Below are 20,978 nucleotides of genomic sequence, written 5' to 3' on the forward strand. Positions count from 1 at the left end.
CATTGGCCACACCGTGATCCAGCTCACCGTTGCGTTCATATTGGTCGCGGTCCAGGTGCTGGGTGACCCAGCCAGGCGCCAGGAGACGGAGGGAAAGGTACTGATGATCCACCGCTGGAGTATCGCCCGCCGGCTCTTCGTGGCGAACCTGTTGATTGTGGTGTCCTTCATCGCCGTGGTGGGAACGGCGGCCTACGTGGACGCCCGGGACCGGACATACAGCGAAGCCGGCCTGCGGATGACCGGCATCGCCACCTCGATCGCGTCCAACCCGCTGGTGCTGCAGGCCGCCGGGACCCGGGACCCGTCGTCGATGCTGCAGCCCTATGCCCTCGACGTCATGGAGGAAGCCCACGTCGATTTCATCACCATCATGGCCCCGGACCGGACCCGCTGGACCCACCCCCGGAACGAGGAGCTGGGCAAGCCGTACATCGGGTCCATCGACGCGGCGCTGCGGGGCGAGACCTTCACCGAGGTCACCTCCGGCACGCTGGGACCCTCCGTGCGCACCATCGTTCCGGTGAAGGACGACGCCGGTACGGTCCGTGCGCTGGTAGCCGCCGGGGTCACGGTGGGCACCGTCGACGTCGCCTTCGCGGCGCGCCTTCCGGCCCTTGCCGCCATCGGACTCGCATTGCTGGTGGGCGGCTCGCTGGCCTCATGGCTCCTGGGCAGGTACCTCCGGCGCGTCACGCGCGGCTGGGGGCCCGAGCAGCTCTCCCAGCTGTTCGCCTACTACGAATCCGTGCTTCACTCTGTCCGCGAGGGCCTGATCCTGATCGATACCCGGGGACGGGTGGTGATGTACAACGACCAGGCCGCAGAGCTGCTCGGCCTTGCCCAGACCGGCAGCAGCGACCCCACCCGGCCGCCATCACTGTCCGACCTTCCGCTCGACGAGGGACTCCGCGGCCTTTTCGAATCCGGACGCCCGGCCAGTGACGAGATTGTCCTCACCGGGTCCCGGGTCCTGGTAGTGAACCAGGGCCCTGCCAAGGGGCCGGAGGCATTCGGCCCCCGGGGCAGGACGCCCGTATACGGTACGGTGGCCACCCTCCGGGACCGGACGGAGATTGAGGCGCTGGGCAATGAGCTGGAAACCATGCGCACCCTTTCCGATGCCCTGAGGGCACAAACCCACGAACATGCCAACCGGCTGCACACCATGGTGTCGCTGCTGGAGCTGGGACGGACCCAGGAGGCACTGGATTTCGCCACGAAGGACCTGGAGTTGAGCCAGCAACTCACCGATGACATGGTCAGCTCGGTGGACGAACCGGTCCTTGGCGCGCTGGTGATGGGGAAGGCGGCTGAAGCGCATGAGCGCGGAGTGCACCTGGAAGTCACCGCCCTCGGTTCGGGCACGTCGGCAGGGATCGCAGTGCAGGACCTGGTCACGGTCCTCGGAAACCTGCTGGACAACGCCATCGATGCCGCGGCCGACGCTCCCCCGCCGCGCCGGGTTGAGCTGACGGTAGAGTCTGACGAGGAAGGGCTGGATATCGCAGTCCATGACTCAGGAGCCGGCATTGACCCGGTATCTGCGGAGAACATGTTCCGGCATGGTTTCAGCACCAAACCCGCCGGCCCCGGCGGGCGTGGCATAGGCCTGGCCTTGGTCCGCCAGGCAGTGCAGCGCCTGGGCGGCTCGCTGGTCATCAACGGGCGCCGGGGTGCCAAGTTCGAGGTGTTCCTGCCCGCGGCGGTGGTGCCGGACCCGGCCGCGCCCGGAAATCCACCGGGCGCCCGGAAGAGAAACACCGGAGCGGCTGCCGGGACAGACGCTGCCGGAAAGGGAGCATAAAGCGTGACAAACATTCGCGTCCTCGTCGTGGAGGACGAAGCCATCGCCTCGGCCGCCCACGCGGCCTACGTTGGACGGCTGCCGGGGTTTGAGCTGGCGGGCACGGCGCCCGACGGGCAATCGGCGCTGCGGCTGCTGGGAGATTTCGCGGCCTCCGGCAGCCCCGTGGAACTCGTCCTGCTGGATATGAACCTCCCGGACCTGCACGGGCTGGACATTGCCCGCCGCATGCGGGCGGCCGGCCTGCTCGCGGACATCATCGCCATCACCGCCGTCCGGGAGCTCGCCGTCGTGCGCAGCGCCGTAGCCATCGGCGTGGTGCAGTACCTCATTAAGCCGTTCACTTTCGCCACGTTCTCGGACAAGCTCGAGAGTTACCGCCAGTTCCGCCAGCAACTGGCGGACGGCACGGGTGCGGCAGGAAAGGCCGGCGCCTCCCAGAGTGAAGTGGACCAGGCTTTCGCGAGCCTGCGGGCGCCGTCCGAGCTTCCCCTCCCCAAAGGGCTGTCCACTTCCACTCTGGAATCCGTCAAGGACTTCCTCAAGGCACAGCGGAATGCAGTGTCCGCCACCGAGGTCATGGATGCGCTGGGGATGTCCCGCGTCACGGCGCGCCGGTACCTTGAGTACCTGGCCGATGCCGGAACTGTGCAGCGGACGGCCAGGTACGGGACGCCGGGCCGTCCGGAGAACGAGTACCGCTGGAGCGGGCGCTGAGAAGGTCCCGGTCAGTGCTGCAGTGGTCCTGGTCCCGGGATTTCAGGCCGCAGTGTTCCGATGAGCTGTTCGATAACCCCAACGTCTTCGATCGTGGAGGGAACGGTGTATTCCACACCGTCGGCAATCTGCCGCATCGTCTTGCGGAGGATCTTCCCTGACCGCGTCTTGGGCAGCGCATCCACCACCGTGACGTGCTTGAAGTCCGCGACGGCACCGATGTCGCGCCGGACCATCGCCACCAGCTCGGCAGCCAACACGTCGTCCTGGATGTCGACGCCGGACTTGAGGACGACGTAGCCGCTGGGACGCTGTCCTTTGAGCGGATCAGCAAGGCCGATGACCGCGCATTCGGCCACCGCGGGGTGCTGGCCGATCACCTGCTCCATCGCTCCGGTGGAGAGGCGGTGGCCGGCGACGTTGATGATGTCATCGGTCCGCCCCATGACGAAGACGTACCCGTCACTGTCCCGGTAGCCGGAGTCTCCGGTGGCGTAACAGCCTTCGAAGGCCTGCAGGTAGGACGAGACGAACCGTTCGTCGTTTCCCCAGAGGGTGGTCAGCGTCCCGGGCGGCAGCGGCAGTCCCAGCACGATGTTCCCTTCAACCTCCGGCTCCACTTCCTCTCCCAGTCCATCAACGATGGCCAGCCTGAAGCCGGGCATGGGGACGCTGGGAGAACCTGCCTTGATGGGCAGTTCCTCCAGTCCGCGCGGATTGGCGCAGATGGCCCATCCTGTTTCCGTTTGCCACCAGTGGTCCACCACCGGGATTCCCAGTGACCGGGAAGCCCAATGGAAGGTATCGGTGTCCAGCCGCTCCCCCGCCGTGAACAGGGTACGCAGGCTAGAGATGTCGTAGTCCCGCAGCAGTGCCGCTTCAGGGTCCGCCTTCCTGATGGCGCGCAATGCCGTGGGAGCGGTGAAGAGGACGCTGACCCGGTGGTCGCTGACCACCCGCCAGAAGGCGCCGGCGTCAGGGGTTCCCACGGGTTTTCCCTCATACAGCACACTGGTGGCCCCTGCCAGCAGCGGACCGTAAACGATGTAGGAGTGCCCCACTACCCATCCAACGTCCGACGCGGTCCACATGACGTCGCCCGGGCCGGCACCGTAGATGTTCCTGAGCGTCCAGTCCAGCGCGACGGCATGCCCGCCGTTGTCGCGCACTACGCCTTTGGGCGTCCCGGTGGTGCCCGAGGTGTACAGGATGTAGAGCGGGTCGGTGGCGGCCACATCGACGGGAGAGGCAGGCTCGGCGCCGGCCATCTCCGCATCCCAATCCAGCCATCCGTAGTCAGCCGCCCGGGCCGCGAAGCCGTCCCTGGCCTTGGCAATGATGGGGAGGCCGGGCAGGTCCGCCAAGGTAAGCGCCTCCGCAACAGCGGGAAGGTACTCGATCCGGCGGGACGGCTCAAGGCCGCCGGAGGCCGTTACCACCACGGCCGGCTTGGCGTCGCGTATCCGGGCAGCAAGTTCCTTGGGAGCGAATCCGCCGAAGACCACTGAATGCACAGCGCCGAGCCGCGCCGACGCGAGCATGGCGATGACTGCTTCGGGAATCATCGGCATGTAGATCACTACGCGATCGCCCTTGCCGACGCCCCGGTTCCGCAGGACGCCGGCAAAGTCCGCCACGAGCCCGGTCAGTTCCGCATAGGTGAAACGGCGTTGGGTGCCGAGCATTGCCGAATCGTAGATCAGGGCGTCCTGGTTCCCCCTGCCTGCCTCCACGTGGCGGTCCAGCGCGTTGTAGGAGGTGTTCAGGACGCCGTCGGGGAACCAGCCGTACAGCGGTGCCCGGCTTGCGTCCAGTGCTTGGAGGGGCGGCGTGGACCACTCCAGCCTCGACGCGGCTCCAAGCCAAAATGCGGCCGGGTCGGCAAGGCTCTGATCGTACGATTCCCGATAGCTGTCAACCATGAAAGTGCATCCCGTCCACGACGTTGTGTTGCGGCAATGCTAGCCAAGGTCCAGCCTCCTAACAAGGGTTATGTATACAGAACTAGACTTTTTGAGCCAGGAGGATCGAATCTGCTGGATATTTTTTGTGTTCTGTATACACTGAAGGGGTTCAGTTACCGAAGGAGTTACCGATGCGCGCCAGCGACAGGGCCTATGCCGCCCTCCGGGACGACATCACCGAATGGCGGCTGCTTCCCGGTACGGTCCTGGGCGAAGTCGAGCAGTCCGAACGCCTTGGCGTCTCGCGCACACCGCTTCGGGAGGCGCTGGGCCGGCTTACCGCGGAAGGGCTGACGACGACGGCGGGCGGCCGCGGCGTCGTCGTCACCGACGTTTCGCTCGACGACATCGACGAACTCTTCGAACTCCGAGAGACGCTCGAATGCAAGGCCGCTGCGTTGGCTGCAGAACGTGGGGATGCTGCCGTCTTCCTCGAACTGCAGAAGGAACTGCTTGAGGCGCCGGCGCTCATTGACGGCAGCGACCCCGGACGGCACGCGTATTACGGCCTGGCCGGCCGCCTCGACGCCGCCATCGATGAGGCGGTGGCCAACGCCTACCTCATCCAGGCCATGCGGGCTCTCCGGGTGCATCTGGTCCGTGTCCGCAGGCTCGCTGCCGACGACGCTGAACGGCTCACCGCCGCGGCGGCTGAACATGCTGCCATCGCGGAAGCCATTGCTTCCCGCAACCCCAGACTGGCTGAAGCAGCCACTACCCTCCATCTCCACCGCAGCCTGACACACGTCAAAAATACGCACACACCTCATCACAGGGAGAACCATGGTTAAGCAACACCACGTCCGCGTCTACAAGAGCGAAGAGAACCTGGCCCGGGAAGAGCAGCTGGCCCACAAGATCGCCGCCGTGGCCGCGGATCCCGTGGCGGTGGTGCCGGAGGTGACCGAGATGGTCATCAACCGCATCATCGATAACGCTTCAGTGGCCATCGCATCGCTGAACCGGGCGCCGATTGTCGCCGCCCGCGCGCAGGCACTCACCCATGCGCCAAGCTCCGGGGGCAAGGGTGCCAAGGTGTTTGGCATCGGCGAGCGCGTCTCCCCCGAGTGGGCTGCCTGGGCCAACGGCGTGGCCGTCCGCGAACTCGATTACCACGACACGTTCCTGGCCGCGGACTACTCCCACCCCGGTGACAACATCCCGCCCATCCTGGCCGTCGCGCAGCACACGGGTTCCAGCGGCGCCGACCTGATCAGGGGCATCGCCGCCGGCTACGAGATCCAGGTGAACCTGGTGAAGGCAATCTGCCTGCACAAGCACAAGATCGACCATGTGGCCCACCTCGGCCCCTCGGCAGCGGCGGGCATCGGCACGCTGCTGGGCCTCGACATCGAGACGATTTTCCAGTCCGTGGGCCAGGCGCTGCACACCACCACCGCCACCCGCCAGTCGCGCAAGGGTGAGATTTCCACGTGGAAAGCCCATGCGCCCGCGTTCGCCGGGAAGATGGCAGTTGAGGCGGCCGACCGTGCCATGCGCGGACAGACCTCCCCGGTGCCGATCTACGAAGGCGAAGACGGCGTGATCGCCTGGATGCTGGACGGCCCGGACGCCTCCTACGAGGTTCCCCTCCCCACCCCGGGAGAAGCCAAGCGCGCCATCCTGGATACGTACACCAAGGAGCACTCGGCTGAGTACCAGGCCCAGGCATGGATCGACCTGGCCCGCAAGCTGCACCGCGAACACCCCGGGGTCACCGATCCCGCCAACGTGGCGTCGGTCCTGATCAGGACCAGCCACCACACGCACTACGTGATCGGTTCCGGCGCCAACGACCCCCAGAAGTACAGCCCCACCGCCAGCCGGGAAACCCTGGACCACTCCATCCCGTACATTTTCACCGTGGCACTCCAGGACGGTTCCTGGCACCACGTGGACTCTTACGCCCCCGAGCGCGCGGCCCGCCAGGACACTGTTGAACTGTGGCAGAAGGTGACCACTGAGGAAGACCCGGAGTGGACCCGCCGCTACCACTCCCTGGACATCAGTGAGAAAGCCTTTGGCGGGTCTGTGGAGATCACCCTCGCTGACGGCACGGTGGTCACCGACCAGATTGCCGTGGCGGACGCCCACCCGCTGGGTGCACGGCCGTTCGCCCGGGAGCAGTACGTCAACAAGTTCCGCACCCTCGCGGCCGGGCTCGTGGAGGAGGCCGAGATCGAAAGGTTCCTCGCCGCCGTCGAACGCCTCCCGGAACTGGCCCCGGGCGAACTGGACCAGCTGAACATCACTGCCGCCCCCGGCGTCATCGACCTCGGCGCGGCACCGAAGGGACTGTTCTGATGCTGTATTCGAAGACCACCCCGGAACAGAAGCGGACCGCACTGCGCGGGATGCTCGCCTCCGGCACCATCCAGCAGTTCCCGGGAGCGTTCAACCCCCTGTCGGCACGGCTGATTGAGGAGAAGGGCTTCGCGGGGGTTTACATCTCCGGCGCCGTCCTTGCCAACGACCTTGGCCTGCCGGACATCGGGCTGACCACCCTCACCGAAGTGGCCACCCGCGCCGGGCAAATCGCCCGCATGACCGACCTGCCCGCCATCGTGGACGCTGACACCGGCTTTGGCGAACCCATGAACGTTGCCCGCAGCATCCAGGAACTCGAGAACGCCGGCCTGGCGGGCTGCCACATCGAAGACCAGTTCAACCCCAAACGGTGCGGCCACCTGGACGGCAAGAACGTTGTGGACCTGGACACGGCCGCCAAGCGCATCCGGGCCGCCGCCGACGCCCGGCGCGACCCCAACTTCCTCATCATGGCCCGCACCGATATCCGTGCCGTGGAAGGACTCGAAGCCGCCCAGGACCGCGCCCGGGCACTGGTGGACGCCGGTGCGGACGCCATCTTCCCGGAGGCCATGAAGGATCTGTCAGAGTTCCAGGCCATCCGGGACGCCGTGGATGTGCCGATCCTTGCCAACATGACAGAGTTCGGGAAGAGCGACCTGTTCACGGTGGACCAGCTGCAGTCTGTAGGCGTGAACATGGTGATTTACCCGGTAACCCTGCTGCGCATTGCCATGGGAGCTGCAGAGCGTACGCTGGAAACGATCAAGGCAACAGGATCACAGGAAGCACAGGTGGAGAACATGCTCACCCGTGCGCGTCTCTATGACCTCGTGGACTACGAGGCGTACAACCGCTTCGATACCGGCGTTTTCAACTTCCAGATTCCCGGCGTCCGGTAGGACAAGGGATCCCCGCAAGAACGAAGGAGTTCAACATGGCTGATGAAGATATCAAAAAGGGCCTCGCCGGCGTCGTGGTGGACTACACCGCCGTCTCCAAGGTCAACCCGGACACGAACTCCCTGCTGTACCGCGGCTACCCCGTCCAGGAACTGGCCGCCAGATGCAGCTTCGAGGAAGTGGCCTACCTGCTGTGGAACGGTGAGCTGCCTGCCGAAGGGGAGCTGGCGGAGTTCACGGCGAGGGAGCGCGCCGGGAGGGCGCTTGACCCGGTGGTCAAGCAGGTCATCGACGCCTTACCGGCAACGTCCCACCCGATGGATGTCTGCAGGACTGCGGCTTCCGTGATGGGTGCCCGACACCCGCAGGCAGAGGACTCCTCACGCGAGGCCAACATGGCCAAAGCCGTGGACCTGTTCGCTGCCATGCCGGCCGTAGTGGCCTACGACCAGCGCCGCCGCCACGGCCAGGACCTGATGGAACCGCGTGAGGACCTGGGCTATTCGGCCAATTTCCTATGGATGACCTTCGGCGAGGAACAGGTGCCCGAGGTGGTGGAGGCCTTCAACGTCTCGATGATTCTCTACGCTGAGCACTCCTTCAATGCCTCAACCTTCACAGCACGCGTCATCACCTCCACGCTGTCCGACCTGCATTCGGCGGTTACAGGAGCCATTGGAGCCCTGAAGGGTCCGCTGCACGGCGGGGCGAACGAGGCCGTGATGCACACCTTCGACGAAATCGGCATCCGGCAGGAAGAGTCCCTCGAGGAAGCGGCAGCCCGGGCGAAGGCCTGGATGGAGGACGCCCTGGCGAACAAGAAGAAGGTCATGGGCTTCGGCCACCGCGTCTACAAGCACGGCGATTCCCGCGTGCCCACCATGAAGGCCGCCCTGGACAAGATGATTGCCCACTACGGCCGCCCTGAGCTGCTGGGTCTGTACAACGGCTTGGAAACGGCGATGGACGAGGCCAAGGCCATCAAGCCGAACCTCGACTACCCGGCCGGGCCCACCTACCACCTGATGGGCTTCGACACCCCCACGTTCACTCCCCTGTTCGTGGCCAGCCGCATCACCGGCTGGACCGCGCACATCATGGAACAGCTGGACTCCAACTCGCTGATCCGCCCGCTGAGTGAGTACATCGGTCCGGAAGAGCGGCACCTGCCCTAGCGTTTGGACAGGAAGTACGACGGCGGTGCGGCACCCGGGTGCCGCACCGCCGTCGGGCGTTAAGGCCTGGGGAGGATTGTCAGGGCCTGCAGCCTAGGGAAGGACGCTGCGGGACGAGGCGACGGATTCGTTGTCGGCGTCCATGGTGACCACGACATTGACCGTGCCGCCTTCGAGCACCACGGGCAGCCAGTGGTCAGCGTCCTGCCACATCCGGTCCACCGGCAGGGCATCCACCCGGAACCACTCGGGCAGGATCTCGTCGCTGGGCTGCGGGTCACCGGTCCACGTGCGGGCCGTGAAAAGAGTAGTCTTCATGTCCCACTCCGGCCTGGCGGGAAAGACGAAGTGCACGGCTCCCGCATCCGCCAGGTCCCCCTGCTGCAACACCACCCCCGTTTCCTCCAGGACTTCCCGGATAACGGCCTGGACGCTGGTCTCCCCCGCCTCCACGTGCCCGCCGATGCCCACGATCTTGCCCCTGCCGAAACCGGTCTGCTTCAGGCCCAGGAGCACTTGTGGGCCGTCGGCACCGTCGCGGAGCAGGAAGCAGAGGGTCACATCGGCTGCAGTCATTTTCCCAGCCTAGCGGGGCCCTCCGTGCGGGCAGCCCGCGGCACGTGGACTGAGGCCGCATGGCCGCCAGCGCGTTGCTACAGTGAGGCCCATGAGCATGGCCGGAGAGGAACTCCCCGCCCCCAAACCCAAGTCCGCTGCCACCGGACAAACTGGGTGGCACCCGCCGGCATGGCTGGTCAGGAATCCGCTGCACGCCGGCTGGATCTGGACCGGTTCCTGGGCGGCGCTGATCGTCGCCGACGAGTTCCTGGATTTTGCCGGCTGGGCCTGGTACGCCTTCGTAGGAATGGCAGCCCTGCCCACCCTCGGCTGCACGGTAGCCCTCCTGCACGCCACCCCGCGACGCTACCTGCGGCCGGCGAAGGAGTCCGTGCTCTCGCACTTTTTCGTCCGGTTCCTGGCCCTGACGGCCGCCTTCCTCGTCTGGGGCATTTCCGTGGTGGCCAGCGCTTCGGTGTCCACCACCGTCCAGGCGCTGGCCGGGGACTCGGAACGCGCTGTCACGTCACTGGGCCTGAACCTCCTGGTCGCCGCTGTCCCCCTGGTGGTCTCCGTGCTGTGGATGGCGCTGATTGTCCGCTGCGCCTGGTTCCTGCGCAGGCTCCGCGGCTGGCACCAGGTGCCGTCCAGGGATTCCCGGCTGCCGAAGAAGTTCCTGCGCGCTTCTCCCGACCTCCGGCGCGTGGTGGTGGGGCTCGCTCATCCGGGCCTGCTCCTGGTGGCCGGACTCGGCACCTCCATCCTGGCCCTGCTGCTCGGCGCCGGGGAGCTCACCATCGACCTGGACTAGCCGGCGTGCCCGGATGCCTGCCGGGCAGGATCAGCCCAGGGCCCTGGGGTGCGCGGCTGCGTAAACCTCGCGGAGAGTATCGGCCGTCACCAGCGTGTACACCTGGGTGGTGGTCACCGAGGCGTGGCCCAGGAGTTCCTGGACAACCCGCACATCCGCGCCGCCCTCGAGGAGGTGGGTGGCGAAGGAGTGCCTCAGCGTGTGCGGGGAAACGTCGCGGGTGATGTTGGCCTTTTCTGCGGCCACCTTCAGGATGGTCCAGGCGCTCTGGCGGCTGATCCTGCCGCCGCGGGCGTTGAGGAACAGCGCCGGCGTCCCCTTGCCCTTGGCGGCCAGCAGCGGCCGACCGCGCACAAGGTACGCCTCCAGTGCCCTGGCACCATACGACCCCAGGGGCACCAACCGCTCCTTGGAGCCCTTCCCGAAAAGCCGGACGATGGCCGGTCCCTGTTCGGTGCCGTCGCCTGCCAGCGAAATGTCGTCAACGTCCAGCCCCACGGCTTCGCTGATCCTGGCTCCCGTTGAGTAGAGGAATTCCAGCAGTGCCCGGTCCCGCAGGCCGGTGGCAGTATTGGTTCCTGCCGCTTCCAGGATCCTGGTGACCTCGTCCACGCTGATGGCTTTGGGCAGCCGCTTGCCCGCCATTGGCGGATGGACTTCGCTGGCCGGGTCCGTCGCGGTAAGCCCTTCCAGGGCCCAGAACTTATGCAGGCCCCGGACGGCCACCACGGTCCTGGCGGCAGACCGCACCCCGAGGGCTGAACCGCCGTCGGATCCGTCCGAGAGGGCGCGCAGGAAACCCGTCACGTGGTGCCTGGTGATGTCCCCGGGTTGCTGGCAGCCGGCACCGGCCAGGTACCGGGAATAACGGGCGAGGTCCCTGCGGTAGGCGGCCAGGGTGTTGGCCGCCAGCCCACGTTCAACACCCATGTGCTGCAGGTAATCGGTAACGCCACGGTCAATCCTCGTGGGTGCGGCGGCGGCCGTCCGGGGTTCTGGTGCTTTGGGCTCCGGTGCTTCGGGCTCCGGTGCTTCGGCCACCGTGGTTTCCGCCGGCGGCGCCATCCCGGCGGACGGACCCGGACCCATCAGCGCTGGCTGGGGTGGGCGGGCCAGGGTGCGTCGGCGGGGCGGAGCCCGGCGTACCCGTCGGCCCGGGCGGCCGCTGCCGCGAGGATCCCGACGACGGCCGACGGGTTGTGCAGCCGGCCCGCCAGGACGGACGCGACGGCCTCGTCCAGGCTGATCCAGTGGAATTCGATCTCGGCTTCCTCGTCCGTCCGCTCGTGCCGCTCGGCGTGAGGTACTTCGGTGAGGTCCCGGGCAAGGTAGATGCGGATGGCCTCGCTGGAGGATCCGGGCGAGTTGAAGACATCTGCCAGGACGTTCCACGTTCCTGCGGCCAGGTCCGCTTCCTCGGCGAGTTCGCGGGCAGCGCCCACTACAAAGTCTTCGCCCTCAACGTCCAGCAGGCCCGCAGGGACCTCCCAGAGGTCCATTCCCACGGGGTGCCGGTACTGCTTGAGCAGCAGGATTTCGCCCTGGGCGTTCATGGGCAGGACGGCCACGGCACCGGGGTGGTCGATGTAGTCGCGGGTGAGGGCGTCGCCGGTGTCCTGGAGCTGGAAGGTGTCGCTGACGACGTCCCAGATCCGGCCCTCGTAAACCTTCTCGGTACGCAAAAGACGGCGTGGGCTCGGTGCATCCGAAACCTGCCTGGCTGCAGGGGTGGTTTCAGGTGTACCGGGCATCACGCCGTCCTTTGTTCTGTTGGCTCTACTTAGCCGCTACCGTACCGGACTCCGGAGCACCGGCGGTTACGGCTGCTGCCGTGTCGGCGATACCGCCCTGGTGGTCCAGGGCGGCCCTGACCAGTCCGGCGAACAGCGGGTGCGGACGGGTGGGGCGTGAACTCAGTTCCGGGTGCGCCTGGGTGGCCACGTAGTACGGGTGGACCTCGGCCGGAAGTTCGACGAACTCCACGAGCTTGCCGTCCGGTGAGGTACCGGAGAAGACAAGTCCCTCGGCGGCGATCTGGTCGCGGTATTTGTTGTTGACCTCGTAGCGGTGGCGGTGGCGTTCGCTGACGGTGGTCTTGCCGTAGGTTCCGGCAATGACCGAGCCTTCGTCGAGCTTGGCTTCATACAGGCCCAGGCGCATGGTGCCGCCCAGGTCTCCGCCGCCCTCGACGAACTCCAGCTGCTCTTCCATGGTGGCGATGACCGGGTACTTGGAGTCCGGCTCAAACTCGCTGGAGGATGCGCCTTCCAGGCCGACGACGTTGCGGGCGTACTCGATGACCATGCACTGCAGGCCGAGGCACAGGCCGAGTACCGGGAGCTTGGTTTCGCGGGCGAACTTCAGGGCGCCCAGCTTGCCTTCGAGGCCGCGGATGCCGAAGCCACCCGGGACGCAGATGGCGTCGACGCCGTCGAGCGCCTTGACCGCGCCTTCACGGGTTTCACATTCATCCGAGGGGACCCAGCGGATCTTGACCTTGGTTTCGTTGGCAAAGCCGCCGGCGCGCAGGGCTTCGGTGACCGACAGGTAGGCGTCCGGCAGGTCGATGTACTTGCCCACCAGGGCGATCTCGACGTGGTGCCGCGGGTTGTGCACGGCTTCCAGCAGACGGTCCCAGCTGGTCCAGTCGACGTCCTTGAACGGCAGGTCCAAGGCACGGACGATGTAGGAGTCCAGGCCCTGGGTGTGCAGGGTCTTGGGGATGTCGTAGATGCTGGGCGCATCCGGGCAGCCAATGACGGCTTCCAGGTCAACGTCGCACATGCGGCCGATCTTGGCGCGCATGGCTTCGGGAATCTCGCGGTCTGAGCGGATCACGATGGCTTCGGGCTGGATGCCGATGGAACGCAGCGCCGCTACCGAGTGCTGGGTGGGCTTGGTCTTCAGTTCCTGGGACGGTCCGATGTACGGGACCAGGGACACGTGGACGAAGAAGACGTTGCCGCGGCCCACGTCCTGGCGGACCTGGCGGGCCGATTCGAGGAACGGCTGGGATTCGATGTCGCCAACGGTGCCGCCGATTTCGGTGATGATGACGTCCGGAGCGTTTTTGCCTTCGGCAGGGAGGCGCATCCGGCGCTTGATTTCATCGGTGATGTGCGGGATGACCTGGACGGTATCGCCGAGGTACTCGCCGCGGCGCTCCTTGGCGATAACCGTGGAGTACACCTGTCCGGTGGTGACGTTCGCTGAGCCCTCGAGGTTTTCGTCGAGGAAACGCTCGTAGTGCCCGATGTCCAGGTCCGTCTCGGCGCCGTCGTCGGTGACGAAGACTTCGCCGTGCTGGAAGGGGTTCATCGTGCCCGGATCCACGTTCAGGTAGGGATCGAGCTTCTGCATTGTCACAGACAGGCCGCGCGCCCGCAGCAGGTGGCCGAGGCTCGAAGCCGTCAGCCCCTTACCAAGCGAGGACGCCACACCACCGGTAACGAAGATGTGCTTGGTCGTCTTGGATGAGCCCGGGAACCGGGAATTTACACGGGAATTTGATCGCTGCACCACGGAATTCGAGCCTATCATCAATTGAGCCTTCCACGGATCGTCCGGACTGTTCCCCAAATGCTCCAGTGTGCAGTCCAGCGCACCTCCCGGGCAAGGGCCCGGGGCCCTCGCCCGGCCTCAAAGCCTGCAGGCGCGAAAGTCCCCTCAGCCGCGCTGCGGCAGGAGTTTGGCGTCGTCAAGCAGCTCCTGGGCGTGCGCCCGGGCTGACTCGGAGTCCTCCTGGCCGGCCAGCATCCGGGCCAGTTCCCGGACCCGTTCCGTCCCGTCGAGGAGGCGCACATCACTGGACGTGAACCCGGTGGCGGTGCCGCCGTCGGCCCCCCGGACTGAGGTCTTGGTCACGGTGATGTGCTGGTCCGCGAAGGCCGCCACCTGCGGCAGGTGCGTTACCACCAGCACCTGGACGTGGCGGGCCAGCATGGCGAGGCGGCGGCCGATCTCGACGGCGGCGCGTCCGCCCACCCCGGCGTCCACCTCGTCGAAGACGAACGTGGGAACGGGGTCCACGGCGGCGAGCACCACCTCGATGGCCAGCATCACGCGCGAGAGCTCGCCTCCCGATGCGCCCTTGCCCAGCGGCCGGGCCGGGGCACCGGAATGCGGCTGCAGCAGGAACGCGATGTCGTCGGCTCCGTGCGGTCCCAGCTGCCCCGTCGGCTCAAGGTTGATCACCAGCGTGGCATCCGCCATGGCCAGTGCCTTGAGCTCGGCGCTGACCCGGGCTGAGAGGTCCTTGGCGGCCTTGGCACGGACCTTGCTGATGGCGGCCGCCTGCTTGGTGAGGTCGGCCTCCGCGCGCGCCACTTCGGCGTCCAGGGACTCAATCCGCGAGGAGTCATCCTGCAGTTCGTCGTGGCGCGCCCGGGCGTTCTCCGCCCATTCGAGCACTTCGTCGATGGTGGGCGCGTACTTCCGCACCAGCTTCGCCAGGGCACCGCGCCGGTCCTCGATTTCGGCAAGCCGCTCAGGGCCTTCCGTGTCGAGTCCCGCCTGGTAGCTGGCCAAGTCCGTGGCGATGTCGTTGAGCAGGAAGCCCACTTCCGCCAGCCGGGCCGCGGCCGAGCCGAGCTCGGCGTCGTGTTCCGCCACCTGTTCGAGCGTGCGCTTGGCCGCGTCCACCAGGGTGGTGGCATCGCCCGCTTCGCCGAAGTCCTCCGCGATCAGGGCCTGGTACGCGGTGCTGGCCGCGATCCGCAGCTCCTCGACGTTGGCCAGTTTCACGGCCTCGGCCTTCAGCTGCCCGTCCTCCCCCGGCTGCGGATCCACTTCGTCGATCTCTGCCAGGGCAGTCTGCAGGGACTCGGCTTCGCGGAGCCTGTCCCGGGCGGCACTGCGCAGGCTGTCCAGCTCTGCCTGGCTGGCCTTCCAGTGGCTGTAAAGCTCCTGATAGGCGCTCAGCGGCCCGGCCAGCGTTTCCCCGGCAAACTTGTCCAGCGCACCACGCTGGGCTGCAGCTCCCTTGAGCCGGATCTGGTCGGTCTGCCCGTGGACCACCACCAGGGTCTCGCCGATCTCGGCCAGGACACCCACAGGGGCCGCGCGGCCGCCCAGGAATGCGCGGCTGCGTCCATCGGCACCGAGGCGGCGTGCCAGGATCAGTTCCGCGCCGCCGTCGAACTCTTCAGTTTCGGCGCCCGCCTCAAGCGCGCGGGCCACGGCGGGGTGCCCGGCGTCGAGCTTCAGGACAGCTTCAGCGGTGGCACTCTTGGCGCCGCTGCGGACAGCGCCCGCATCCGAGCGCGCGCCGAGCAGCAGGCCGACGGCGGTAACCACCATGGTCTTGCCGGCACCGGTTTCGCCGGTCACCACGCTGAGGCCGGGGCCCAGCGGCAGGGTTGCGTCGGTAATGACGCCCAGATCGCGGATTCTCAGTTCTTCAAGCATGCTTTCACTCCGCAGTCGACGGATCAGGTCCGGCTTCGGGACGGCCGGCCTGCGGCTCTTGGTTGTGCGGCACCTGCAACGGCTGCATGGGCCGGGGCGTGCGGACCACGGGAATGGGCCCCGTATGGACCGCACTGGACTTGGGCACCGGCCCGCGCCAACCGTGGATGGGAAGCTCGAACTTGCGGACCAGCCGCGCCGAGAAGGGCGTCTGGTGCGTACGGGCCAGCCGAACGGGGGTCGCCGACTTGGTGACTTCCACCCGGGCGCCCGGCGGAAGGTCCACGGACCGGCGGCCATCGCACCACAGGACGCCCTGGGCCTCCGTGCGCCCCAGGACCTCGACGGCGAGCTTTGACCGGGGCGAAACCACCAGGGGCTTGGCGAACAGGGCGTGGGCGCTGATGGGGACGATGACCAGCGCCTCCACCTCCGGCCAGACCACCGGACCGCCGGCAGAGAACGCATAGGCGGTAGACCCCGTGGGGGTGGCCATCACGATGCCGTCCGAACCGAAGGAGGTCAGCGGGCGTTCGTCCACTTCCGTGACCACCTCAAGCATCCGTTCCCGGTTGGCTTTCTCGATGGCGGCCTCATTCAGTGCCCAGGTGTGCCAGATCTTCTGGCCCCGGACCCATACCTGGACATCGATGGTCATCCGCTCTTCCACGGTGTAGTCGCGGCTCGCGATCCATTCCACCGTCTGCGCCAGGTCGGCACGCTCACTCTCGGCCAGGAAGCCCACATGGCCGAGGTTGACCCCCAGCAGCGGGACGTCCACTTCGCGGACCAGCTCGGCTGCGCGCAGGATGGTGCCGTCACCGCCGAGGACCATCACCAGTTCCACGTCCGGCAGGCTCACATGGTCGTGGAGGACTTCGACGGGCTGGGCAAGGTGCCCGAAGAACCGCTCCATGTCGTCCAGTTCGGACTCCTGCATGACGGGCACAATGCCCGATGCATGCAGGAGCGCACAGGCCTCCCAGGCGGCCTTCAGCGATTCCTCGCGGCCGGTATGGGCAAGGACCAGTACACGCCTGCTCATCAGGTTCCGCTCTCTAGTGTTTCGGCCAGATTTGTCCGAGCAAGGCGGCTGCTGCCGCCTCCCGCTCTTCGATCTTAGGCAAGTCTTGGGTGATCCTGCGTCTTATCCACAGGAAGTATTCGACGTTTCCGTCCTGGCCGGGCAGCGGACTCACCGCCAGCCCGTGCAGGTCCAGCCCGGCGTTGAGCGCTGCCATGGCCACCTTGTGCACCGCGAGCCGCCGTTCCCGTTCCGAGGTGACCACGCCGGTCCTGCCCAGGCGGTCCTTGCCGATCTCGAACTGGGGTTTGACCATGAGTACCAGGTCGCCGCCCGGTTCCGTGCAACCGGCCAAGGCCTGCACCACCAGGGTGAGGGAGATGAAGGAGAGGTCCGCGACGGTCAGCGCGGCCGGGCCGCCGATGTCCTCCGGCAGCATGTACCTGACGTTCATGCCTTCGTGGACAGCGACGCGTGGATCGTCGCGCAGGTGCGGCACCAGTTGGCCATGCCCGACGTCGACAGCCACCACATGTGCCGCGCCCCGCCGGAGCAGGACGTCGGTGAAGCCGCCGGTGGACGCACCGGCGTCCAGGCACCGCTTTCCCTGGGCTGTCACGCCCGGGAAGGCGTCGAGGGCGCCAGCCAGTTTATGGCCGGCACGGCTGGCGTACGTGTCCCGGTCGTCGTGTTCGACGGCGAGATCCCTGGCTTCATCAACCTGCAGTGACGCTTTGGCGAGGACTTTGCCGTCGGAGCTGACCTTGCCTTCGGCGATGAGGGCGGCGGCGTGCGTCCGGGACCTGGCAAGGCCCCGGGCCACCAGGGCCTGGTCGAGGCGTACCGGCATCAGGCCCCGCCGTCCACTGGGCCGGACGCCCGGCTTCCACGGTCCTGGGGCTTGGCGTTCAGGGCGTCCAGCAACTCATCATGAAGCCTGGCGTAGGCCTCTTCATGTTCTTCAACGGGAGTGTCGGGCAGGGTTTCCAACACCGTCAGGGCTCGGGCCACCACGGCGTCCGGGATCGCAGCGGCGTCCAGCCCGGGCCAGTCCCGCGACGGCTGGGCTGATGATTCTTCGGGTCGGGTCAGCTCAGTCATCCGTTCAGTCTAGTGACCGAGCCAGGCCAGCTTGGGGGCCTGAGCCTGTGGTGCGTCCGGCGTCGCGGCCCACCATGCCGCGCAGGCGGCCCGCCATGCGTCAAGGCTGTCCTTGCTGCCAATGACGCCCACGGCACCGTTGGCGACGCGTGCCGTAGCGTCCCCGCAGGTGTACGTGCCGTCGTCGTGCGTCACGTCGGGGTAAGGACTGTACAGCTCGGACAGGGCGCTGATGATGTAATCCGGGCGCTCGGCGGCACGGGCAGCCAGGATCGTTTCCAGGGTGTCGACGCCGGTCAGCACGGCGACCGTGGCAAAGCCGGCATTGTTGCCGCCCAGGATATCTGTGTCCAGCCGGTCGCCCACCACCAGCGGGCGTTCTGCGCCGAGCCGCTTGGCAGCTGAATGGAACAGGGGGGCCTCCGGCTTGCCCGCCACGAGCGGTGTCCGGCCGGTGGCAGCAGTCACCGCGGCCACCAGCGTTCCGTTCCCGGGCGCTATCCCACGTGCCTGCGGGATGGACATGTCCGTGTTCGTAGCCACCCACAGGGCCCCTGCGGACACTACATAGGCAGCTTCGGCCAGGTCCTTCCAGCCAATGCCGGGGTTGAAACCCTGGACCACGGCTACAGGTTCCTCTTCCTGGGCGAAAACCGGGGTGAGGCCCACCAATTCGATTTCGCGGGCCAGTGCGGGACTTCCGGTGATGAGGACTTTCGAGCCCGGTGCCAGGCGCGAAGCCAGCAGGTCAGCGGCCGCCTGTGAGGAGCTGACTACCTGCTCATCCTCTGCGGGCGCCCCGAGTTCCCGCAGGTGGGCTGCCACCTCGGCCGGGGAACGCGAAGCGTTGTTCGTGACGTAACCAAGACCCACGCCCACGCCGGCCAGCTGCTGCAGCGACTCCACGGCACCCGGAATTGCATGCGGGCCGGCATATACCACCCCGTCCAGGTCGGACAGGAGGGCATCAAAGCGGGAAATCAGGGCAATGGCAGTCATTCGGTTCAGTCTTCCCGGCGGTCCTGGTTGGCTGCAGCGTCGTCGCCGGGCTCTTCATTGCCGGCTACTTCGTTGCTGCTGTCTTCGATGTCGGTGGCTTCGCCGTTGGTGTCCAGTTCGTCAGGCTCCACCGAATCCTCGTCCGACTCTGCGTCGTCAGAGGCGAAGTAATCAGCATCCTGGTCGTCGACGTTCTGGTCCACGGCGTCCTGCGCGTCGGCACCTCCTACCGTGCCGTCGTCGGAAGCGGAACCTTCCCGGCCGCCGGCAGCTGCCGAAGCTGATTCGGAGGCCTTGATGGCATGCTCGCGAAGGCGGCGGCGCTCGGCCTCTTCACGGGCTTCTTCTTCTTCATCCCAGCCGAGGTCGATAATGTCAGGCTCTTCATCGACGCCCTGTCCCAGCGCGTTCTCTGCGACGACGGCCTGCTTGTTCCACTTGTCTGCTTCGGCGTCGCGTCCCACGGCGGAGAGCGCGCCGGCGTAGGCGCGGAACAGCCGGGGGCTGTAGGAGAAGGCACGGTTGATGTCCAGCTGCGGAATTTCCAGTTCAGCGACGGCAGCATCGAGTTGGTCCAGATCGGTCCTCGCTCCCGCGGCCACGATAGCAAGTTCCACCTTGCCGGGAGCGTCCAGGTCCTGCGCTTCCTCGGAACGGGCAACATCCAGCGCCCGGTCCGGGCGTCCCAGGCCACGCTCACAGTCGGCCATGACAGGCAGGTGGACGTTGGATCCGCTGATACGCCGGTAGGTGCGGAACTCACGCAGTGCTTCGCCGTAGTGGCCCGCCGCATAGGCAGTCAGGCCGACGGCTTCGCGGACGGCTCCGAGGCGGCCGCCTCGGCGGCTCGCTGCCAAGGCGTGCTGGAAGGCCAGTTCCGGCTCGTCGTCAATAAGGCGGCCGGCCATCACCAGGTGGCGGGCAACCCACTCGGCGCTCTTGGGCTCGAGGGTCTTGATCTGGTGCTGCGTGGCGCGGTCCAGCTCCTTGCCCGTAACGTCCTCATCGATCTCGGGTGAGCGTTCGCGGTCGGGACGGTTGGAGCTGCGGATATCGGCAGCGTTGTGCGTGCGGGCGGGACGCTCTTCCTGGCGGTCCCGGCCGAAGCCACGGCCGGAATCGCCACGGCCTGCTCCGCGATCGGCTCCGCCGCGGGCGGGGCCACGGTCAGAACCGCGGTCAAAGCTGCGGAAGTCCCGGTCCTGGCGGTCGCCGAAGGGCCTGCGGTTCTCGCCACCGCCGAATCCACGGCGGTCCTGATCACCGTCACGACGCGGACGGTCACCAAACGGCTTCCGATCCCGATCACCATACGAACGGTTCTCACGGTCACCGTAAGGCTTCCGTTCACCTCCGCCGCCAAAGCTACGGCGGTCCTGATCACCGTCACGACGCGGACGGTCACCAAACGGCTTACGATCCCGATCACCGAAAGACTTCCGCTCACCGCCACCGCCAAAGCTACGGCGGTCCTGATCACCGTCACGACGCGGACGGTCACCAAACGGCTTACGATCCCGATCACCATACGAACGGTTCTCACGGTCACCGTAAGGCTTCCGCTCACCGTTGCCGGAAGAGCGATCGTTGCTGTCGCGGTTGCCGCGACCTCGGAAGCCACGGGGGTCGCCGCCCGAGTTGTTGTTTCCCCGGAATGCTCCGCGGTCGTTGCCGCGGTTTCCTCCGCCGTGTTCGGCCATGATGGATTCCTCCTGTTGTGAGCCGACCACTGGCGCAACTGCAGCCGCTCGTATACGTGCTTCGTTATTACGCAACCCGAAACAGAGCGCTTCCAGGTCCGTACATCTCCATCAATTCTAGGGGAGCCCGCAGAATCGGCGGTCCAGAGTTGCCCTCTGCGGCCGCATCGTGTGAATCTTCACACCGGCCCGCATACCCATCGGCCGCAATCCCTGCAACGCGCGCTCGGTTGTGTGGGTTGTTGGGGTGTGTTGCTCTATCAGTTTTGGTTCCTAACAGGGGGTGTTAGGTGCGTTATGTGATGGGGCATCTGTGGGGCGGGGGTTGGTGTGTTAAATGTGGGAGGCCCCAACCATTGCTGGTTGGGGCCTCGACCGAATGTTTGTCCGGCGGTGTCCTACTCTCCCACACCCTCCCGGGTGCAGTACCATCGGCGCTGTGGGTCTTAGCTTCCGGGTTCGGAATGGGACCGGGCGTTTCCCCCACGCTATGACCGCCGTAACCCT

Annotated in this window: 18 protein-coding genes and 1 rRNA gene; 7 read left to right on the forward strand and 12 right to left on the reverse strand. The window is 66.7% G+C overall.

Annotation, left to right across the window (positions count from 1 at the left end; genetic code table 11):
• Positions 1-103: 103 nt before the first annotated feature.
• A complete protein-coding gene (locus tag UC32_RS17355; RefSeq protein ID WP_082072202.1) occupies positions 104-1,807 on the forward strand; it encodes a sensor histidine kinase in 1,704 nt (567 codons plus the stop codon).
• A 3-nt stretch (positions 1,808-1,810) separates the two neighbouring features.
• On the forward strand, positions 1,811-2,524 hold the full coding sequence (locus tag UC32_RS17360) for a response regulator (protein ID WP_045732438.1): 714 nt from the start codon (positions 1,811-1,813) through the stop codon (positions 2,522-2,524).
• Between the two features lie 11 nt (positions 2,525-2,535).
• Here UC32_RS17360 and UC32_RS17365 read toward each other — a convergent pair whose 3' ends face one another.
• A complete protein-coding gene (locus UC32_RS17365) occupies positions 2,536-4,446 on the reverse strand; it encodes an AMP-binding protein (protein ID WP_045732439.1) in 1,911 nt (636 codons plus the stop codon).
• Between the two features lie 173 nt (positions 4,447-4,619).
• Here UC32_RS17365 and UC32_RS17370 point away from each other — a divergent pair, with 173 nt between their 5' ends.
• Genes UC32_RS17370 through UC32_RS17385 form a run of 4 tightly spaced genes read left to right on the forward strand, consistent with a single transcriptional unit; the run spans position 4,620 to position 8,872 of the window.
• Positions 4,620-5,279 (forward strand): GntR family transcriptional regulator, encoded by a 660-nt coding sequence (locus UC32_RS17370; protein ID WP_045732440.1) that lies wholly within the window; start codon positions 4,620-4,622, stop codon positions 5,277-5,279.
• Positions 5,272-6,792 (forward strand): MmgE/PrpD family protein, encoded by a 1,521-nt coding sequence (locus tag UC32_RS17375; RefSeq protein ID WP_045732441.1) that lies wholly within the window; start codon positions 5,272-5,274, stop codon positions 6,790-6,792. Before UC32_RS17370 ends, UC32_RS17375 begins: the two co-directional genes overlap by 8 nt.
• Complete coding sequence (gene prpB, locus UC32_RS17380; protein ID WP_045732442.1) at positions 6,792-7,697, forward strand: methylisocitrate lyase; 906 nt, start codon at positions 6,792-6,794, stop codon at positions 7,695-7,697. Before UC32_RS17375 ends, prpB begins: the two co-directional genes overlap by 1 nt.
• Positions 7,698-7,732: 35 nt before the next feature.
• Positions 7,733-8,872 carry a bifunctional 2-methylcitrate synthase/citrate synthase gene (locus tag UC32_RS17385; RefSeq protein ID WP_045732443.1) on the forward strand — a complete coding sequence of 380 codons (1,140 nt, stop codon included), beginning with the start codon at positions 7,733-7,735 and terminating at the stop codon, positions 8,870-8,872.
• Between the two features lie 93 nt (positions 8,873-8,965).
• Here the strand turns inward: UC32_RS17385 and UC32_RS17390 are convergent, their stop codons facing one another.
• A complete protein-coding gene (locus UC32_RS17390; protein WP_045732444.1) occupies positions 8,966-9,448 on the reverse strand; it encodes an 8-oxo-dGTP diphosphatase in 483 nt (160 codons plus the stop codon).
• Between the two features lie 91 nt (positions 9,449-9,539).
• Between UC32_RS17390 and UC32_RS17395 the strand changes: the two genes are divergently transcribed.
• Positions 9,540-10,241, forward strand: coding sequence for a hypothetical protein (locus UC32_RS17395; RefSeq protein WP_045732445.1), 702 nt, complete (start codon positions 9,540-9,542; stop codon positions 10,239-10,241).
• Between the two features lie 30 nt (positions 10,242-10,271).
• Here UC32_RS17395 and xerD read toward each other — a convergent pair whose 3' ends face one another.
• The 10 genes from xerD to rrf all read right to left on the reverse strand — a co-directional run bounded on the left by xerD (position 10,272) and on the right by rrf (position 20,973).
• Complete coding sequence (gene xerD, locus UC32_RS17400) at positions 10,272-11,330, reverse strand: site-specific tyrosine recombinase XerD (protein WP_082072200.1); 1,059 nt, start codon at positions 11,328-11,330, stop codon at positions 10,272-10,274.
• Positions 11,330-11,992: an NUDIX domain-containing protein gene (locus UC32_RS17405; protein WP_045732446.1), complete on the reverse strand. Its 663-nt coding sequence runs from the start codon at positions 11,990-11,992 to the stop codon at positions 11,330-11,332. The genes xerD and UC32_RS17405 overlap by 1 nt, the downstream gene beginning before the upstream one ends.
• A 25-nt stretch (positions 11,993-12,017) precedes the next feature.
• Positions 12,018-13,781: a CTP synthase gene (locus tag UC32_RS17410; protein WP_045732447.1), complete on the reverse strand. Its 1,764-nt coding sequence runs from the start codon at positions 13,779-13,781 to the stop codon at positions 12,018-12,020.
• A 126-nt stretch (positions 13,782-13,907) separates the two neighbouring features.
• Entirely contained in the window at positions 13,908-15,647 is a 1,740-nt protein-coding gene (gene recN / locus UC32_RS17415; RefSeq protein ID WP_045732448.1) for a DNA repair protein RecN, read from the reverse strand.
• 4 nt (positions 15,648-15,651) lie between these two features.
• On the reverse strand, positions 15,652-16,692 hold the full coding sequence (locus UC32_RS17420; RefSeq protein ID WP_045732449.1) for an NAD kinase: 1,041 nt from the start codon (positions 16,690-16,692) through the stop codon (positions 15,652-15,654).
• Between the two features lie 13 nt (positions 16,693-16,705).
• Positions 16,706-17,521, reverse strand: coding sequence for a TlyA family RNA methyltransferase (locus tag UC32_RS17425; RefSeq protein WP_045732450.1), 816 nt, complete (start codon positions 17,519-17,521; stop codon positions 16,706-16,708).
• Positions 17,521-17,772: a hypothetical protein gene (locus tag UC32_RS17430; protein WP_045732451.1), complete on the reverse strand. Its 252-nt coding sequence runs from the start codon at positions 17,770-17,772 to the stop codon at positions 17,521-17,523. The genes UC32_RS17425 and UC32_RS17430 overlap by 1 nt, the downstream gene beginning before the upstream one ends.
• 9 nt (positions 17,773-17,781) lie before the next feature.
• Positions 17,782-18,771 (reverse strand): HAD-IIA family hydrolase, encoded by a 990-nt coding sequence (locus UC32_RS17435; protein WP_045732452.1) that lies wholly within the window; start codon positions 18,769-18,771, stop codon positions 17,782-17,784.
• A gap of 5 nt (positions 18,772-18,776) precedes the next feature.
• Positions 18,777-20,471 carry a hypothetical protein gene (locus tag UC32_RS17440; protein WP_045732453.1) on the reverse strand — a complete coding sequence of 565 codons (1,695 nt, stop codon included), beginning with the start codon at positions 20,469-20,471 and terminating at the stop codon, positions 18,777-18,779.
• A gap of 385 nt (positions 20,472-20,856) precedes the next feature.
• Positions 20,857-20,973: ribosomal RNA gene (gene rrf / locus UC32_RS17445) — 5S ribosomal RNA — on the reverse strand.
• Between the last annotated feature and the right edge of the window lie 5 nt (positions 20,974-20,978).

Origin of the sequence: Pseudarthrobacter chlorophenolicus (genome assembly GCF_000962805.1) — a bacterium.
Taxonomy (GTDB): Bacteria; Actinomycetota; Actinomycetes; order Actinomycetales; family Micrococcaceae; genus Arthrobacter; species Arthrobacter chlorophenolicus_A.

What these genes read in the sequence shown, in the direction of transcription:
- UC32_RS17355 (WP_082072202.1), top strand. Translation starts at nt 104, where the DNA reads ATGATCCACCGCTGGAGTATCGCCCGCCGGCTCTTCGTGGCGAACCTG.
- UC32_RS17365 (WP_045732439.1), bottom strand. Translation starts at nt 4,446, where the DNA reads ATGGTTGACAGCTATCGGGAATCGTACGATCAGAGCCTTGCCGACCCG.
- UC32_RS17370 (WP_045732440.1), top strand. Translation starts at nt 4,620, where the DNA reads ATGCGCGCCAGCGACAGGGCCTATGCCGCCCTCCGGGACGACATCACC.
- UC32_RS17375 (WP_045732441.1), top strand. Translation starts at nt 5,272, where the DNA reads ATGGTTAAGCAACACCACGTCCGCGTCTACAAGAGCGAAGAGAACCTG.
- prpB (WP_045732442.1), top strand. Translation starts at nt 6,792, where the DNA reads ATGCTGTATTCGAAGACCACCCCGGAACAGAAGCGGACCGCACTGCGC.
- UC32_RS17385 (WP_045732443.1), top strand. Translation starts at nt 7,733, where the DNA reads ATGGCTGATGAAGATATCAAAAAGGGCCTCGCCGGCGTCGTGGTGGAC.
- UC32_RS17390 (WP_045732444.1), bottom strand. Translation starts at nt 9,448, where the DNA reads ATGACTGCAGCCGATGTGACCCTCTGCTTCCTGCTCCGCGACGGTGCC.
- UC32_RS17395 (WP_045732445.1), top strand. Translation starts at nt 9,540, where the DNA reads ATGAGCATGGCCGGAGAGGAACTCCCCGCCCCCAAACCCAAGTCCGCT.
- xerD (WP_082072200.1), bottom strand. Translation starts at nt 11,330, where the DNA reads ATGGGTCCGGGTCCGTCCGCCGGGATGGCGCCGCCGGCGGAAACCACG.
- UC32_RS17405 (WP_045732446.1), bottom strand. Translation starts at nt 11,992, where the DNA reads ATGCCCGGTACACCTGAAACCACCCCTGCAGCCAGGCAGGTTTCGGAT.
- UC32_RS17410 (WP_045732447.1), bottom strand. Translation starts at nt 13,781, where the DNA reads ATGATAGGCTCGAATTCCGTGGTGCAGCGATCAAATTCCCGTGTAAAT.
- recN (WP_045732448.1), bottom strand. Translation starts at nt 15,647, where the DNA reads ATGCTTGAAGAACTGAGAATCCGCGATCTGGGCGTCATTACCGACGCA.
- UC32_RS17420 (WP_045732449.1), bottom strand. Translation starts at nt 16,692, where the DNA reads ATGAGCAGGCGTGTACTGGTCCTTGCCCATACCGGCCGCGAGGAATCG.
- UC32_RS17425 (WP_045732450.1), bottom strand. Translation starts at nt 17,521, where the DNA reads ATGCCGGTACGCCTCGACCAGGCCCTGGTGGCCCGGGGCCTTGCCAGG.
- UC32_RS17430 (WP_045732451.1), bottom strand. Translation starts at nt 17,772, where the DNA reads ATGACTGAGCTGACCCGACCCGAAGAATCATCAGCCCAGCCGTCGCGG.
- UC32_RS17435 (WP_045732452.1), bottom strand. Translation starts at nt 18,771, where the DNA reads ATGACTGCCATTGCCCTGATTTCCCGCTTTGATGCCCTCCTGTCCGAC.
- UC32_RS17440 (WP_045732453.1), bottom strand. Translation starts at nt 20,471, where the DNA reads ATGGCCGAACACGGCGGAGGAAACCGCGGCAACGACCGCGGAGCATTC.